We start from the raw sequence: 14,151 nt of genomic DNA on the forward strand, positions 1-14,151 counted from the left end.
GTTGAGTTCTCAAGAATCGGACACACCCCGCCTCCACACCACAAAGGCACTTCACAACGAGAGTGATCGAAAAATATATTGCCTGTCTCAAGTATTGCTACTTGCGACTTATTTAGTAAGTCGGCGATACTAGAGAAGTTCTTCTCTGTATCACCGTGGCAACTTGTGCCGTGGCAACTTGTATAACCTAGCACATCCGCAGACCGTGTCAAATCCGGCCTCTTCGCGATGCCGTCACGCTCGTAAGCGCTCCGGCGTTTCCCGCATCAGGACCGTGGTCCTGCGCCGGGCGGCGAAGATGCTGGATCTGAGGGATCCTGCGAAGGCTTTACATCCGTGCGGTAAACCGACCCCGAAGGCCTGTCTTACCGAGTGGATGGTCCCTATTGAGGCCGGGACGTGGGAGCTGCTGCTCTTTCCGTTTCCCTGCGGCCTTTGTGGCGACTCGGGATAAGTTACGCAGCAATGGCGCTGCTGTCAAACGGTGGCCGAAAATGGCGCATCCCGGGCGTGTCGTGACAAGCGTCGGGCCCGGCCCAGGAGTTGCGGCGGCCCAACGAAGCTGGAACGCAAGCGAGGAGCGTGCGGCCCGGATTCGTCGGTACCGCCCGCTCCTCGACGGGGCGACCAGGATCTACACCCCGATGCCCACCTGCTCCGGCGAGACGTCCGCACCCGGTGCGGACGGCTGGAGCGCCTCGGCGACCCGCTGAGCGAGCGAGGTGTCGACGTTCGCCCAGTACTGGAGCACGCGCTCACGCAACTCGGCCCGAGTGACCTTCGACACGTGCCCGGCGATGTTCGAGACGAGGCGGGCCCGCGCATCATCGTCCAGCACCTCGCGGTAGAGGGTTCCCGCCTGGCCGAAGTCGTCGTCCTCCGGGTGCAGGGTTGCCGCGGCGCGCGTCAGCTCGCCGTCGGCCTCCCAGCCGGTTGACTCCGCGGCACGGGCGGGATCGGCGTGAGCCCCACCCTGCGTGTTGGGCGCGTAGACCGGGACTTCCGACTTCTGAAAGTCGAACCGCATCGGGCCGTCCTTCGAGTACGAGTGCACCGCCGATTTCGGAGCGTTGACCGGCAGCTGCGCATGATTCGTCCCCACGCGGTAACGGTGGGCATCGGCATAGCTAAAGATGCGCGCGAGCAGCATCTTGTCGGGGCTGGCCGCGATCCCGGGCACGAAGTTCGACGGGGCGAAGGCCGCCTGCTCGATTTGCGCGAAGTAGTTCTCGGGGTTGCGGTCGAGCCTCATCGTGCCGACCTCGATCAGCGGGTAGTCGGAGTGAGGCCAGACCTTGGTGAGGTCAAACGGGTTGAAGCGGTAGCTCTTCGCGTCGTCGTACGGCATGACCTGCACCGAGAGTGTCCACGACGGGAAGTCGCCGCGATCGATCGCGGAGGACAGGTCGCGGATGTGGAAATCGGCGTCCTCTCCTGCGATCTGGTCGGCCTGCTCCTGGCTCAGGATCTCAATGCCCTGATCGGTCTTGAAGTGGTACTTGACCCAGAAGCGCTCGCCGGCCGCGTTGATCCACTGGTAGGTGTGCGAGCCGAAGCCGTCCATGTGCCGCCAGGAGGCCGGAAGCCCGCGGTCGCCCATCAGCCAGGTGACCTGGTGTGCCGACTCGGGCGAGAGGGTCCAGAAGTCCCACTGCATGTCGTGGTCGCGGAGGTGGCTGCCGGCCAGACGCTTCTGCGAGCGGATGAAGTCGGGGAACTTGATGCCGTCGCGGAGGAAGAACACCGGGGTGTTGTTACCGACGAGGTCGTAATTGCCCTCGCTCGTGTAGAACTTCAGCGCGAATCCGCGAGGGTCGCGCCAGGTGTCGGGCGAACCCTGCTCACCGGCAACGGTTGAGAAGCGCGCGAGCATCTCGGTCTCGACTCCCGGCTGGAAGAGCGCGGCCCGGGTGTAGGCGCTGACGTCGCCGGTGGTGGTGAAGCGGCCGAAGGCTCCGCCGCCCTTGGCGTGGACGACCCGCTCCGGGATGCGCTCACGGTTGAACTGGGCGAGCTTCTCGACGAGGTAGTGGTCGTGGAGCGCGAGGGGCCCGTCGGCTCCGACACTCAGCGAGTGCTCGTCGCTGGCGACCGGTGCTCCGGAGTTCGTGGTGGTAAATCGTTCCTCGGTCATGTTCCTCCTATCGGCGAGCGGCCCGGTGGGCCTCCCGCGTCGGTGTTGAGCGGATATCTGTCAGTGCACCGCAAGAACCTGGCAATCGGGACAGGTGCCCCAGAAAGTGACATCCGCGGTGTCGATGGCGAAGCCGCTCGCCATCGACGGGTGCAGGCACGGGGCCTCACCGACGAGGCAGTCGACGTCGGCGATGGCTCCGCAGCCGCGGCAGACAACATGGTGGTGATTGTCGCCGACCCGCAGCTCGAAGCGTCGGGGGTGACCCTCCGGCTCGATCCGGCGAGCGAGTCCGGCGTCGGTGAAGGCCGCGAGGACCCCATACACCGCCTGCGATGACGAGTCGGGGAGGCTCTCGCGCACCCGGGTGAGGAGCCCCTCGACTCCGGAGTGCGGATGCTCCTCGAGCGCGAGGATCACCGCTCGCCGGGTGGCCGTGGCCTTGAGACCCGACGCCCGGAGCCGATCATCGACTGTGGTCATGAGGGCGACGGTAGCGTCGTTGTCTTGACCAAGTCACAACACACGGCGGTCGACGCGATCTGGCGGGTGAATGGCACGATCCGTGCCCCTCCCGGCGAAGGGAGGCGGATCCCCCGGGTCGTGCGACTGTCACGCGACCGGACCCTCAGCCAGCACGACCGGTGCCGAGTGTGCAGCACCCGAGGCGTCGATCCAGGACACGACCACGGATTCGCCGGGTTCACGCGCGGCGAGCGTCGCGGAGAGAGCGTCGGCGGAGGCGATCGCCGTGCCGTCGACTGCCGTGACGGTGTCGCCAGCAGCGAGTCCCGCCGCCGCGGCCGGACCTTTCGTGACGACTCCCGCGATCAGGGCGCCGGAGGCGGCGACGGCCGCCCGCCCCTGCCGCACCGAGGTATTCGACGACAGGGACACTCCGAGGAAGGCGGGGTAGCCGATCTGCACGGTCGCCGTCTCGGCACCCGCCTCAATGGTGGCGACGATATCGAGCGCGGTTGAAATCGGAATAGCGAAGCCGGTGATGTCGGCCGTGCCACTCGAGGCTGCGGTGTCGATCCCGACCACCCGGCCTGCCGAATCGACCAGCGGGCCACCGGAGTCGCCCGCGACGATATCGGCGTCGATCTGGATCAGGCCGGTGAGAGTCTCGCCCGAGGCCCCCGACTCGGAACTCGTGGTGATCTGCTGGTTGAGAGCGGTCACGGATCCGGCGGCGGCGGTGAGGTTACCGGCTCCCCCAGCGTTGCCCACCGCGGTCACCGCATCCCCCACCGCGGCGCCGTCGGTGTTGAGGCGTGCAGGAGTGAGGTCGGAGGCATTCTCGAGCTGGAGGACGGCGACATCATGCGTTGCATCGGTGCCGACGACGCGGGCGGAGTAGCTGCGCCCGGAGGACTCGACGGTCACCGTGACGGTTGTAGCCCCCGCGACGACGTGGTTGTTCGTGAGGATCATGCCGTCCGAGGTGAGGATCACGCCGGTGCCGGCGGAGCGGGCGTTCTGGTAGGTGAGATCGGAGGTGATCGTCACGACTCCGGCGGTCTGCGCGGTGCTTGCAGGGACGGCCTCCGTCGCGGTGGAGGAGCCGTAGCCACCCGAGTCGTAGCCACCCGAGTGGATCGACCCGCCAGGGTACGGCGAGATCGTGATGTCGCCGCGCGAGCCGCCGGGGTGGACCGTGGCGGTCGTGCTGGAGGAGGCGGAGGCGGCAGGTTCGACGCGACCGGCGTACGAGACGCCGCCCGCTGCGACTCCGATGAGCACCGCGAGGCCCGCGCCGCCTGCGATCAGCGCATGACGGCGACGGCGACGGTCGTCGGCGTGTAACGCCCGGCGCTCCTCGGCGGCGTCTGCCTGCGCCGCAGTGGGGTCGGCGAGTTCGCGCTCGTTGGGTTCGTGTCGCTCGTTCATGATGTCGTCCTCGTGACCGGGGTCGCCCCGGACGGCGACCGGACCCTATTCCACGGCCGCAGTCCCCGCGCAAGCTGGGCGCTGCTTATGTGTCTCCCAAGACCGTCTGCTCGATAGTTGTGGCGACAACTAAAGATGGCTACCGTGAGAGCGTGACCTTTTCCTCCCCCGACCTGCTCGCTCCGGATACCGCAATGGGGGCCGTGACTCTCCGCGTCGCCGACCTTGACGGGCTGATCGCCTACTACCGCGACGCCGTGACACTCGATCTCCTGGCGCACGACGGCTCCGTTGCGGTGCTCGGTCGCGGCGGCGTGCCCATCGTGATCCTCCAGCACGCTCCCGAACTGACGCACGCCTCGCCGCAGAGCGCGGGGCTGTTCCACACGGCGATCCTCTTCGAGTCGGAGGCGGCGCTCGCGGCAGCCGTGCACAGCGTCGCCACCCGCCACCCGGGCTCGTTCACCGGCAGCTCCGACCACCTGGTCAGCAAGGCCTTCTACTTCGACGACCCCGAACACAACGGCGTCGAGCTCTACTGGGACCGCGACCGCACGCAGTGGTCGTGGACGCACGGGCGGATCGAGATGGGCACCCTGTTCCTGGACCCGAACCGGTTCCTGCAGGAGCACCTGACCGAGGAAGCGATGGTGCAGCCCCGGCTGGGCGGCGCCTCCATCGGGCACGTGCACCTGAGCGTCGGCGACGTCGCCACCGCGAAAGAGTTCTACGTCGACCGTCTCGGCTTCGAGACGACAATCGCGTACGGCACGCAGGCGCTGTTCGTCTCGGCGGGCGGGTATCACCACCACATGGCGATGAATACCTGGAACTCGGCCGGGGCCGGGCGGCGAAAGCGCGCTCTCGGGCTTGGGCAGGTGGAAATCGTCGTCCCTGGCGCCGATGACCTCGGGGCACTCGGCGAGCGACTCGCGAGCTCGAGAGTCGCCACCCGCGACGACGGCCGCGCGCTCGCCTTCGAGGACCCGTGGTCGAACACCCTTCGCGTGACGACACCCTGACCCGCTGCTACCGCCACCTCTGCTCCCGCCGCGAAATGTCGCGACATCGGGTCATTCGGACGAGATGCGACGCCTCGGCGGCCGATGTCGTCCGGGCGTGGGGATCTCGCGAGATGCGGCGGGGCAGCGCGGAGTGCCGCGGGTACGATGATCGCGCGGAAGACCGCACTCCCCCGAGACTCCGGAGAACACGGTGCCTACGATCGTCGTTGAAGTCATGCCCAAAGCCGAACTGCTCGATCCGCAGGGGAAGGCAGTGGCCGGTGCGCTCGCGCGGCTGGGCCACTCCGCTCTGCAGGGGGTGCGGGTGGGCAAGCGCTTCGAGATCACGGTCGACGAGGTCACCGACGAGGTGCGCGCCGCGGTGCAGCAGGTCGCCGACGACATGCTGTCGAACTCGGTCATTGAGGACGTCGTTGGCATCCACTACCCGGCACAGGACGCGCGATGAGGATCGGCGTCATCACGTTTCCCGGCTCGCTCGATGATCGCGACGCCCAGCGCGCCGTCCGGTTCGCCGGCGCGGAGCCGGTGGCTCTGTGGCACGGCGACCACGACCTCGACGGTGTCGACGCGATTGTGCTGCCCGGCGGATTCTCGTACGGCGACTACCTGCGCTGCGGCGCCATCGCCTCCCACTCCCCGATCATGCGCGAGGTGATCGACGCGGCGAACGCCGGAACGCCCGTGCTCGGCATCTGCAACGGTTTCCAAATGCTGACCGAGGCGCATCTGCTGCCCGGCGGCCTGATCCGCAACGACGTCGGCTCATTCGTCTGCCACGACCAGCGCCTGCTCGTTGCGAGCACCGCGACCGCCTGGACCAACGGCTTCGAACCCGGCCAGGAAATCACGATCCCGCTGAAGAACGGCGAGGGCGGATACATCGCGTCGGCCGAGACACTGCTCGAGCTCGAGGCGGAGGGACGGGTCGTCGTCCGCTACCTTGGGCAGAATCCCAATGGCTCGATGAATGACATCGCCGGCATCAGCAACGCCCGCGGCAACGTGGTGGGCCTGATGCCGCATCCGGAGCACGCGGTCGAGCCCGGCTTTGGCCCCGACACTACGGCCGCCATGCGCTCAGGAGTCGATGGGCTGGCATTCTTCACCTCCGCGGTGCGCGCGCTGGTCGCCTCCGCCTGACGCAGGACTGCCCGCTGGAGGCGGGTGGAGACGGCCAGGTGGACGGGACTCAGCGGTCGCGGTCCGCGAGGTAGCTTCGCGCCATGGCATGCAGAGCCAGGACGGACGCGGCATGGGCCGCGGGAGTGAAGGAAGTGAAGGCGTTGCGCGCGGCAGCGGCCGCCTCGCGGACCAGGGCGCGGTCGCTGCACAGCCCTTCGAGATAGGTGGCGAAAGCGGCGGGCTCCACCGGCGCGAGAAGTCCCGGGCCGTTGAGTCCCTCCTCAAGGTCGGGGTCGACGTACACGACGCCGCGGCCTTCCCGCAGCGCCTCGACGATGATCATCGGCTGATTGTCGAATCCGAACGAGGTGAGGACGACCAGGTCGGACTCCCGGATGACATTCCCGACCTGGCTGTTCTCGACGAACCCACGAAAGGTGATCGCCGTCGATCCTGCCGCGAGCCGGACGGCGCGTGCGAGCGAGGGTCCGGTCCCGATGACCTCGACCCGGATCGCCTCGCGGTTCCGCTCCAGGATGAGCAGGCACGCCTCGATGAAAGGCAGAAGGCGCTTCTCCGGCGCGCACCGGCCGATCCAGAGCAGGCGCAGCGGGGCCCCGCCTTCTGCACCGGCCTCTGCCTGACTGTGCTCGGGGTCGGCGGCGGCCTGTACCCGAGGCAGCACGGTGTTGGGCAGCACCTCGACCCTCGGCACGCCCGCCCGCCGAAGAGCCTCGGCCTGGTGACGGGAGGGCGAGATCACGAGATCGGCGCGAGCAGCAGTGCTCCGGGTGACGTCCCGCAGAAGGTCGCCGAGGCGGTCGCGTCCGGCCCGCCCTTGTCGCGGTCGGCGACCGGTCACGACGGCGAAGTAGGTCGCTGCGAACGGGGCCAGCAAATGCCCGACAAGGCCGGGCACGCCGCGCCAAAAGAACGTGTGCACCGTGGCGATCGACGGGATCGAGAGTTGTGCGGCGACATCGATCGCGGCGACGGCCAGGCCGAAGTCGGAGTGCACGTGGACCGCGCCGACGCCCTCGTCGCGGAAGAGCGCCTCCAGCATCGAACGAGTGCGCTTGGTGTTGCGAATCACCGGCAGACTGACGATCGGGAGCCTCGGCGCCGGCACCAGGCGCACATCGATGCCGTCGAGCGGAAGCGTCGTAGACGAGTCCGGGACGACCAGCACGACAGAAATGCCCGCCTGCACGAGACTCCTGCACTCCGCGACCATCGCCGTCTGCGCACCGCCTGTGTAGTCGAGTGCATAGTCGCAGACGACCGCGACTGTCGCTCGGGCCACCTGCGATCGGGGTCCCCCATTGGCCGGGTCCGCCCCGTGCACGGCCCTCGCGGCGAGCTGCGACTTTCTCACGACCATCGGGCTGACGCTAGCACGTGCCCTATCGCCTCCTTTCGGGAGGCGCGTCATCCGCCGAGGAGGCGCAAGAGGCGCGGCCGGCAACCGCTGAGCGTGGCGACTCCGAGCAGGTCCACGGTCGCATGTCGATCACCGCCGCGGTCTTGACCCCGAGATGCGGAGGGAATCGGTAGGGGTTACCTCCACTTTGAGGTGGGGCGGAACGCCGACCTCGGGACGAGACCGTTGGATTGTGCACGTGCACGCGAGCGATGGCGCTCAGGCCGCTACGAGCTTCGCCAGGTAGGTCGCGGATGTGAGGGACAGGCGCGGTTCCGCCTGTCGGAAGGCGTAGATGGCGGCGACCTGCTTCCGCGGCTCGATTCCTCGCTGTGCGAGCAGACCGCGGCCCCACTCGACCGCGGAGGCGACGGCCACCGAGGTGGTCACGGCCCCGTCGCCGAAGATGGCCACGAGCCGCTCGGCCGGATCGGTGTGGTCACCCAGGAGAAGCCTGAGGAGAGATGCCATGGTGTGTTTCCTTTCTCTCGTCGTGAGGTGCGTGACCCAGAAGCCTGGGCGCTCTGACATCGTCGCCCATCGATCGCAGAGCCGCCATCGAACGGACGTACCTTCGTCGAGCCGTGGCATGGTCCAGGAGAACGAGAGGGCGCATTGGACGTGCGCGGAGACAACAATCGCGCCTTTCTCAGCTTTGTACAAAGTTCCTGACTAGAGTGACGGCCGACCAGGGGCGTGTTCCGTGCGCTCCGGGTGAGCCCGGGGAGTTGCAGACATGCGAGATGGCATCATCCGGGTGAGAGTAGTCGGTGACGAGATCGTCGTAGCGGGTTTGCAACGCGTGTTCTCCGCCGAGGAGGACCTCGTGCTCGTCGAGCACGCTGGCGGATCATGGGACGTGTGCGACGCAGACGTCGTGGTCGTCTCGATCGACGAACCAAGCGCAGAGCCCGTAGTGCAGAAGCTCGCCGAGAACGAGTCCTGCTCGATCCTCGTCCTCTCCGCACTCGATGACGACGCCTTTGCGGCACAAGTGCTCGCTGCGGGGGCCAGCGGCTACATCCTCCGCGAGTCCGGCGCCACTGCGGTCGTCAACGCCGTGAGGGCGGTCGCGACGGGGAGCGTCCTTGTCTCGCGGCGACTCGCCCGACGGAGCACGTTCGCGATCCCCATCAGCGAGGAGCCCGACGACCGTCCAGTCGCCGGGAGGTTCACAGAGACGTTGGCGGTGCTGAGCGACCGAGAGCGCGACGTCGTCCGCCTCGTAGCGGACGGCCGCTCAAACGGGGAGATCGCTCAGGCGCTGCACCTCTCCGAGTCGACGGTGAAGACGCACCTCTCGAACTCCTCTGCCAAGCTCAAGATCTCCGGCCGCGTCGCCCTTGCCCTGCTGATCAACGACGTGACTCGGGGGCCCCAAGCCGCGGCTAGTCAGTAGCCGCGCTGGGTCCGTCGCTCCTGGATGGCCTCGAGGCGCCGCCCCGACTGGCGACGCGCCATCGCGCCTAGGGCGCGCGGTGCGAGAAGCATTCCGAGCACTCCCCAGGCGAGCGGCACGACGATCGCCAGGGCAAGCTTTCCGCCGTCGATAACGAACGCGGGCAGAAGCACTGCGCGGGCGAGCTCACGGCCCTTTCAGCACCTCGGGCTCGTTAGCCATCGACACCGTCGGGATCGACGCGGTGATGACGGAGCCGTCGGAGCGACGGGTGCCCTCGATATCGGAGGTGGTGGGGGCGCCGTGCAGGCGGCGGCCCTGATGGGTGAGCGGCACACGGACGGGGTTGCCCGCCTCAACGTGCACGCGCTCGTCGCGCACCGTGATCGACGCGGAATCGCCGGTCTCGACGGTCAGCACCACCTCGGTCTGCGCAACCTCGATCCGCAGGCGGGTGCCGTGCAGGGTGATCCTGAAGGTGAGGCGCTCCCAGCCGTCCGGGAGGCGGGGGTCGAGCGTGATCCGTCCGCCGTGATCGCGCATACCGCCGAAGCCGTAGACGAGGGCGCTCCAGACGCCGCCGGTGGAGGCGACGTGGATGCCGTCGGCGGTGTTGCGGTGCAGGTCGGCGAGGTCGACGAACAGGGACGACAGGAAGTAGTGGCGGGCGAGGTCGCTGTAGCCGACCTCGGCAGCGATGATCGACTGCACGACGGCGGAGAGAGTCGAGTCTCCGGTCGTGAGCGCGTCGTAATACTCGAAGTCGGCACGCTTCTGCTCGGCGGTGAACTCGTTGCCCTGCAGCAGGAGCGCGAGCACCACATCCGCCTGCTTGAGCACCTGGAAGCGGTAGATCACCAGCGGATGGAAGTGCAGCAACAGGGGCCGCTTGCTCGCCGGGGTGTTCTCGAGGTCCCACAGCTCCTTCTCGAGAAAGGCCGCGTCCTGCGGGTGAATGCCCGCGCGGGAGTCGAAGGGAATGTGCATCCGGTCGGCAGCACGAGCCCACTCGATCACCTCGCCCTCGTCGAGCGCGAGGCGGTTGGCCATCCGCTCGTAGGCTGCGGGCTCGACCGCCTTAAGCAGCTCGACCGCGCGGGCCGCCGAGCGCAGGTTCGCCCGAGCCATCACGTTCGTATACAGGTTGTCGTTCACGACGGTGGTGTACTCATCCGGCCCGGTGACGCCGTGGATGTGGAAGTGGTCATCGCCGTTGCTGCGCCAAAAGCCCAGGTCGGCCCACATCCGCGCGGTTTCAACGAGGATGTCGATCGCTCCGCGGGCGAGGAAGTCGTCGTCACCGGTGGCTCCCACGTACTGCATGAGCGCGTAGGAGATATCCGCGTCGATGTGGTACTGCGCGGTTCCGGCGGCGTAGTAGGCAGATGACTCCTGGCCATTGATGGTGCGCCAGGGGAAGAGCGCGCCACGCTGGTTGAGTTCGGCAGCGCGGGCGCGGGCCGGCTCGAGCATGTTCTGGCGGAAGCGCAGGGTGTTGCGGGCGACGAGCGGCGCGGTGTAGCTCAGGAACGGGAGGACATAGACCTCGGTGTCCCAGAAATAGTGGCCGCCGTAGCCGGAGCCGGAGACGCCCTTGGCCGCGACTCCGCCGCCGTCGGTGCGCGCCGTGGACTGCGCGAGCTGGAAGAGGTTCCACCGGATCGCCTGCTGGATGGCGGGCTGCGCGTCGAGCTGCACGTCGGAGCGGGCCCAGTAGTCGTCGAGCCACTCGCGCTGCTTCGTGAACTGCTCCTCGGCGGAGGTCTCCCGCGCGCGGTCGAGCGTGCGATCGCAGCGGTCGGCGAGCTCGCGAACGGGCACCCCGCGCGACGTGTGGTACGTGAGGGTCTTGATCAGGCGGACCGGGCGGCCGACCTTGGCCTGCACGCGGTAGACGTGCTTGGCGAGGTCGTCGTCGATCTGGGAGGTCTGGTCCCACTCGTTCTCGGTCTCGAGCTGGTGCTCGGCGCCGCACGCGATCGTCATCTCGGAGTTGGTGGTGCGGTAGCCGAGGAGGTACCGGGTGCCGATGACGCGCTTGAGGCGCGGCTGGAGCACGCGATCCTCGAACGACTCCGCCTTCCGCGGGTCGAATCCGGCCGCCTCGCTGCCCGACGGGGCGTGATATTCGTCGACGCCGTCCTGACGGTTGAGGATCTGGCTCGAAATGAGCAGCGAGGCGTCGGCATCGAGCATCTCGACCTCGTAATCGAGGATCGCGAGGTGGCGATCGGTGAAGGAGACGAGGCGGCGCGAGCGGATGAGCACGCGCTTGCCGGAGGGGGTGCGCCACTCCAATTCGCGGATCAGCACGCCGTTCGCGAAGTCAAGGCGGCGGGAGTAGGCGAGGACATCGGCCTCACTCAGGACGAAGGGCTCGTCATCGACGTAGAGGCGGATGATCTTGGCGTCGGGCACGTTGACGATCGTCTGGCCGACGCGGGCGAAGCCGAACGCCTCCTCCGCGTGCCGGATGGCCCAGGTCTCGTGGAAGCCGTTGATGAAGGTGCCGTACGCGTAGCCGTCACGGCCCTCCTCCACATTGCCGCGCAGGCCGAGGTAGCCGTTACCGACCGCGAAGAGCGTCTCGGTGCGGCCCTGTAGCTCTGAGGCGAACTCGGTCTCGACGAGGGCCCACTCGTCGATCGGGAAACGATTGCGGTCGAGTGGGTCGGAGGTGATGGGGTTCATGCTGCGTCCTCGGGAGCGGGAGCGGTGGGGAGAAAGGGGAGGAGCTCGGCCAGGTCATCGACGACCACGTCCGCTCCGTGCTCGAGGAGAGTGTCGGCGCCGACTCCGCGGTCAACCCCGACGACGAGGCCGAAGCCGCCCGCACGGCCGGCGGCGACTCCAGAGTGCGCGTCCTCGAGGACCGCGCAGGCCGACGCCTCGAGCCCGAGAAGCTCGGCGGCGTAGAGGTAGGTGTCGGGCGCGGGCTTGCCGGCGATCGAGCGCTCGGCGGCGAGGAGTCCGTCGACCACGACCTCAAAGCGGTCGCGCAGGCCAGCGGCGTCGAGCACAGGCACGCCGTTGCGGGAGGAGGTGACCACCGCGACCTGCACACCGGCGGCGATGGCGGCATCGACGAAGCGGAGCGACCCCGGGTACGGGGCGACGCCGGTCTCGGCGAGTGTGCTGGTGAAGGCGGCGTTCTTGCGGTTGCCGAGGCCGCAGACGGTCTCGAGCGACGGATCGTCGGCGGGGGTGCCCTCGGGGAGGGTGATGCCGCGGGAGTCGAGGAACGCCCGGACCCCGTCATAGCGCGGGCGACCGTCGATGTAGCGGAAGTAGTCGGCGTCGGTGTAGCCCTCGGCGATGCCGCGCGAGGAGAGGTAGTCGGTGAACAGCCGCGACCAGGCCTGCATGTGTACGTCGGCGGTCGGAGTCAACACGCCGTCGAGGTCGAAGAGGAGGGCGCGGATCCCGCCGAGCGCGGAGGCATCGGGGAGCGTCGGGGATGCAGTCACGGCGGGAGGACCTCTGATCGGGGGCAGGCGTTCGGCGGTTCCGCCGATGACGGTCATCCGCCGCTGACTTGCAGTATCGTATACGCCCCTCGGTCGCGGTGTGGAACCGTTTACACGTCTGTCATCCTCGCGCCGTCGGCGGTGTCGATCCGCGCCTGACGGAGACGCTGCGCCAGCGCAACCGAGGGATCGTCCGGGAGCGCCCCGTGTGCTCGTCGCGCGTTCGCAACCGAGGTCAGGATTCGCGAGAGGCCCTCCAGGAGGAGGTTCAGCGCGTCTGGACCTCGATAACGAACACGAGGCCGTCCGAGCGGGTCAGGCCCTCGCGAGTTTCTCAACGGTGCGGAGGTTTCGCGTCGTGGTGGACGAGCGATAGGCCGCGCGGGCAAGGACCTTCGCGGCGGGAGTGTCGGTAGAGGAACCGCGCGGGCAGCGCCAGTAGAGAACGCCGACACCGCGCACGAGAAGCTCGACCGCCGGATCGGGCACGCCGATCGCGGCCTGCGCCGCATCGAGGGCCTGCTCGTCGGAGCCGAAGACGACATACGGGTGCGCCTCGTCGTCGGTCCGGGGGAACGGGTAGGCGGCGGCGACCGCGGCGAGCGCTTCCTGCGTGACGAGGACGATCCACGCGTCGTAGCCGAACCGCTCGGCGAGGGCCGCCTCCAGCGCGGGCTTGAGCTCAATGACGGGGCGGTCGGAGTCGAATGCCGCGTTGCCGCTCGCGAGGACCGTCCGCACCCGCTCCACTCCGATCCCGGCAACCGCATCGGCGAGGTCGGCACTGCGCACGGTGCGGCCGTTGACGTTCACTCCGCGGAGGAGGGCGAGGTACCGGGTCATGCGGCCGACGGTAGCGTGACGGGATGGCGCGCGGAAGCGGACGACGACGGCCCAGACCCACCCTCGAGGAGGCACTCCTCCTCTCGAGCGAGCGCGGCCCGGGCGCGAGGACACGGGCGGAGGTGGTCCCTCCCTCCGGACGTCACCTCGTGCTACCCAGCGAGTCGGGGACGGTGCTCGATGTGGACGTCGAGGCGCTGGTGACGCTCGCCGCCCGCGAGGACCTGCTGATCGCGCTGGAGCGACGGGTGGGCGAGTACGCCGTGGCCGCAACTCCGGTGCTCTCGTGGTGGTCGGCGACTGCGTCGGTGCCCGGCGAGGAGGAGGAGCGGCGGCTCGACGCGCTCGCCCTGGAGGCGGTCTCGCTCGGGCAGGGGCCGGCGGCGGATGTGGACTCGACGCTGCGCGAGCTGGCACGCACCGACGATCTGGAGGCGCTCGGCTCGGCGCTCGCGCTGCTGGCGCGGCTCCCGGATCCGCCGGCGGCGTTCGAGGACGCGGACGGGTTCCTGCGGGTGATTGCGCCGGAGTCGCCGTTCGAACGTCGGCTTCAGGTGCTCCGTGAGACCGGGGCGAGCGCGGGGCGGCTGCTCGTGCTGCTGCGGGACTGCGCTTTCACGGCAACCCTGCCGCGGCGGCGGGCGGCGATCGCCGCGATGAGCACGCGAGTGCAGGGCGAGGCGGTAGGCGTGGACGCGCTCGCAGAGGCGGTGGACGCGGCGCTGGAGAAACGGTGGACGGTGCTGTAACAGCGCCGGTCAGCACGCACGACTGGAGCAACCACGCTCCCAGCGCCCGGCTTCCGATGGTGAATAGACACGCTCGTAGCGCCCGGCGTCCGCCGG

14 protein-coding genes are annotated in these 14,151 nt (G+C 68.5%); 5 read left to right on the forward strand and 9 right to left on the reverse strand.

All coding sequences use genetic code 11. The annotated features are described in order from the left end of the window. Window positions 1-634: 634 nt before the first annotated feature. The 3 genes from HRF29_RS08715 to HRF29_RS08725 all read right to left on the reverse strand — a co-directional run bounded on the left by HRF29_RS08715 (window position 635) and on the right by HRF29_RS08725 (window position 4,027). On the reverse strand, window positions 635-2,134 hold the full coding sequence (locus tag HRF29_RS08715) for a catalase (protein WP_173247809.1): 1,500 nt from the start codon (window positions 2,132-2,134) through the stop codon (window positions 635-637). A 60-nt stretch (window positions 2,135-2,194) separates the two neighbouring features. Then, entirely contained in the window at window positions 2,195-2,617 is a 423-nt protein-coding gene (locus HRF29_RS08720) for a Fur family transcriptional regulator (protein ID WP_173247851.1), read from the reverse strand. Window positions 2,618-2,746: 129 nt separating this feature from the next. Further along, a complete protein-coding gene (locus HRF29_RS08725; RefSeq protein ID WP_173247853.1) occupies window positions 2,747-4,027 on the reverse strand; it encodes a S1C family serine protease in 1,281 nt (426 codons plus the stop codon). Between the two features lie 194 nt (window positions 4,028-4,221). Here HRF29_RS08725 and HRF29_RS08730 point away from each other — a divergent pair, with 194 nt between their 5' ends. From HRF29_RS08730 to purQ, 3 genes are all read left to right on the forward strand, one after another. Continuing rightward, a complete protein-coding gene (locus HRF29_RS08730; protein WP_173248664.1) occupies window positions 4,222-5,049 on the forward strand; it encodes a VOC family protein in 828 nt (275 codons plus the stop codon). A gap of 193 nt (window positions 5,050-5,242) precedes the next feature. Continuing rightward, window positions 5,243-5,500, forward strand: coding sequence for a phosphoribosylformylglycinamidine synthase subunit PurS (gene purS, locus HRF29_RS08735; RefSeq protein WP_173247856.1), 258 nt, complete (start codon window positions 5,243-5,245; stop codon window positions 5,498-5,500). Further along, entirely contained in the window at window positions 5,497-6,195 is a 699-nt protein-coding gene (gene purQ / locus HRF29_RS08740; RefSeq protein ID WP_173247860.1) for a phosphoribosylformylglycinamidine synthase subunit PurQ, read from the forward strand. Before purS ends, purQ begins: the two co-directional genes overlap by 4 nt. Window positions 6,196-6,244: 49 nt before the next feature. On the opposite strand, the gene HRF29_RS08745 is transcribed toward purQ, so the two are convergent. Both HRF29_RS08745 and HRF29_RS08750 read right to left on the reverse strand, forming a co-directional pair. Next, window positions 6,245-7,558, reverse strand: a complete 1,314-nt coding sequence (locus HRF29_RS08745; protein WP_173247863.1) for a glycosyltransferase family 4 protein — start codon at window positions 7,556-7,558, stop codon at window positions 6,245-6,247. Between the two features lie 258 nt (window positions 7,559-7,816). Further along, window positions 7,817-8,068: a hypothetical protein gene (locus HRF29_RS08750; protein WP_173247866.1), complete on the reverse strand. Its 252-nt coding sequence runs from the start codon at window positions 8,066-8,068 to the stop codon at window positions 7,817-7,819. Between the two features lie 265 nt (window positions 8,069-8,333). Between HRF29_RS08750 and HRF29_RS08755 the strand changes: the two genes are divergently transcribed. Next, window positions 8,334-8,996 (forward strand): response regulator transcription factor, encoded by a 663-nt coding sequence (locus tag HRF29_RS08755; RefSeq protein ID WP_173247869.1) that lies wholly within the window; start codon window positions 8,334-8,336, stop codon window positions 8,994-8,996. Here the strand turns inward: HRF29_RS08755 and HRF29_RS08760 are convergent. The 4 genes from HRF29_RS08760 to HRF29_RS08775 all read right to left on the reverse strand — a co-directional run bounded on the left by HRF29_RS08760 (window position 8,990) and on the right by HRF29_RS08775 (window position 13,306). Next, window positions 8,990-9,169, reverse strand: a complete 180-nt coding sequence (locus tag HRF29_RS08760; RefSeq protein ID WP_173247872.1) for a hypothetical protein — start codon at window positions 9,167-9,169, stop codon at window positions 8,990-8,992. The two genes, HRF29_RS08755 and HRF29_RS08760, sit on opposite strands and share 7 nt — an antisense overlap. Before the next feature lie 13 nt (window positions 9,170-9,182). After that, entirely contained in the window at window positions 9,183-11,687 is a 2,505-nt protein-coding gene (locus tag HRF29_RS08765) for a glycoside hydrolase family 65 protein (protein WP_173247875.1), read from the reverse strand. Then, window positions 11,684-12,463 carry an HAD family hydrolase gene (locus HRF29_RS08770; RefSeq protein WP_343043703.1) on the reverse strand — a complete coding sequence of 260 codons (780 nt, stop codon included), beginning with the start codon at window positions 12,461-12,463 and terminating at the stop codon, window positions 11,684-11,686. Before HRF29_RS08770 ends, HRF29_RS08765 begins: the two co-directional genes overlap by 4 nt. Window positions 12,464-12,778: 315 nt before the next feature. Next, window positions 12,779-13,306 carry a DUF1697 domain-containing protein gene (locus HRF29_RS08775; protein ID WP_173247880.1) on the reverse strand — a complete coding sequence of 176 codons (528 nt, stop codon included), beginning with the start codon at window positions 13,304-13,306 and terminating at the stop codon, window positions 12,779-12,781. A gap of 23 nt (window positions 13,307-13,329) precedes the next feature. On the opposite strand from HRF29_RS08775, the gene HRF29_RS08780 reads away from it, so the two are divergent. Further along, window positions 13,330-14,055, forward strand: a complete 726-nt coding sequence (locus HRF29_RS08780) for a DUF2254 family protein (RefSeq protein WP_173247883.1) — start codon at window positions 13,330-13,332, stop codon at window positions 14,053-14,055. The last annotated feature ends 96 nt before the right edge of the window (window positions 14,056-14,151 follow it).

It is taken from the genome of Rathayibacter agropyri, assembly GCF_013249015.1.
Taxonomy (GTDB): Bacteria; Actinomycetota; Actinomycetes; order Actinomycetales; family Microbacteriaceae; genus Rathayibacter; species Rathayibacter agropyri.

Excerpts from the sequence above, each read along its gene's own strand:
- HRF29_RS08725 (WP_173247853.1), bottom strand. The coding sequence starts at position 4,027 with ATGAACGAGCGACACGAACCCAACGAGCGCGAACTCGCCGACCCCACT.
- HRF29_RS08715 (WP_173247809.1), bottom strand. The coding sequence starts at position 2,134 with ATGACCGAGGAACGATTTACCACCACGAACTCCGGAGCACCGGTCGCC.
- HRF29_RS08720 (WP_173247851.1), bottom strand. The coding sequence starts at position 2,617 with ATGACCACAGTCGATGATCGGCTCCGGGCGTCGGGTCTCAAGGCCACG.
- HRF29_RS08750 (WP_173247866.1), bottom strand. The coding sequence starts at position 8,068 with ATGGCATCTCTCCTCAGGCTTCTCCTGGGTGACCACACCGATCCGGCC.
- HRF29_RS08745 (WP_173247863.1), bottom strand. The coding sequence starts at position 7,558 with ATGGTCGTGAGAAAGTCGCAGCTCGCCGCGAGGGCCGTGCACGGGGCG.
- HRF29_RS08730 (WP_173248664.1), top strand. The coding sequence starts at position 4,222 with ATGGGGGCCGTGACTCTCCGCGTCGCCGACCTTGACGGGCTGATCGCC.
- HRF29_RS08775 (WP_173247880.1), bottom strand. The coding sequence starts at position 13,306 with ATGACCCGGTACCTCGCCCTCCTCCGCGGAGTGAACGTCAACGGCCGC.
- HRF29_RS08755 (WP_173247869.1), top strand. The coding sequence starts at position 8,334 with ATGCGAGATGGCATCATCCGGGTGAGAGTAGTCGGTGACGAGATCGTC.
- HRF29_RS08780 (WP_173247883.1), top strand. The coding sequence starts at position 13,330 with ATGGCGCGCGGAAGCGGACGACGACGGCCCAGACCCACCCTCGAGGAG.
- HRF29_RS08765 (WP_173247875.1), bottom strand. The coding sequence starts at position 11,687 with ATGAACCCCATCACCTCCGACCCACTCGACCGCAATCGTTTCCCGATC.
- purQ (WP_173247860.1), top strand. The coding sequence starts at position 5,497 with ATGAGGATCGGCGTCATCACGTTTCCCGGCTCGCTCGATGATCGCGAC.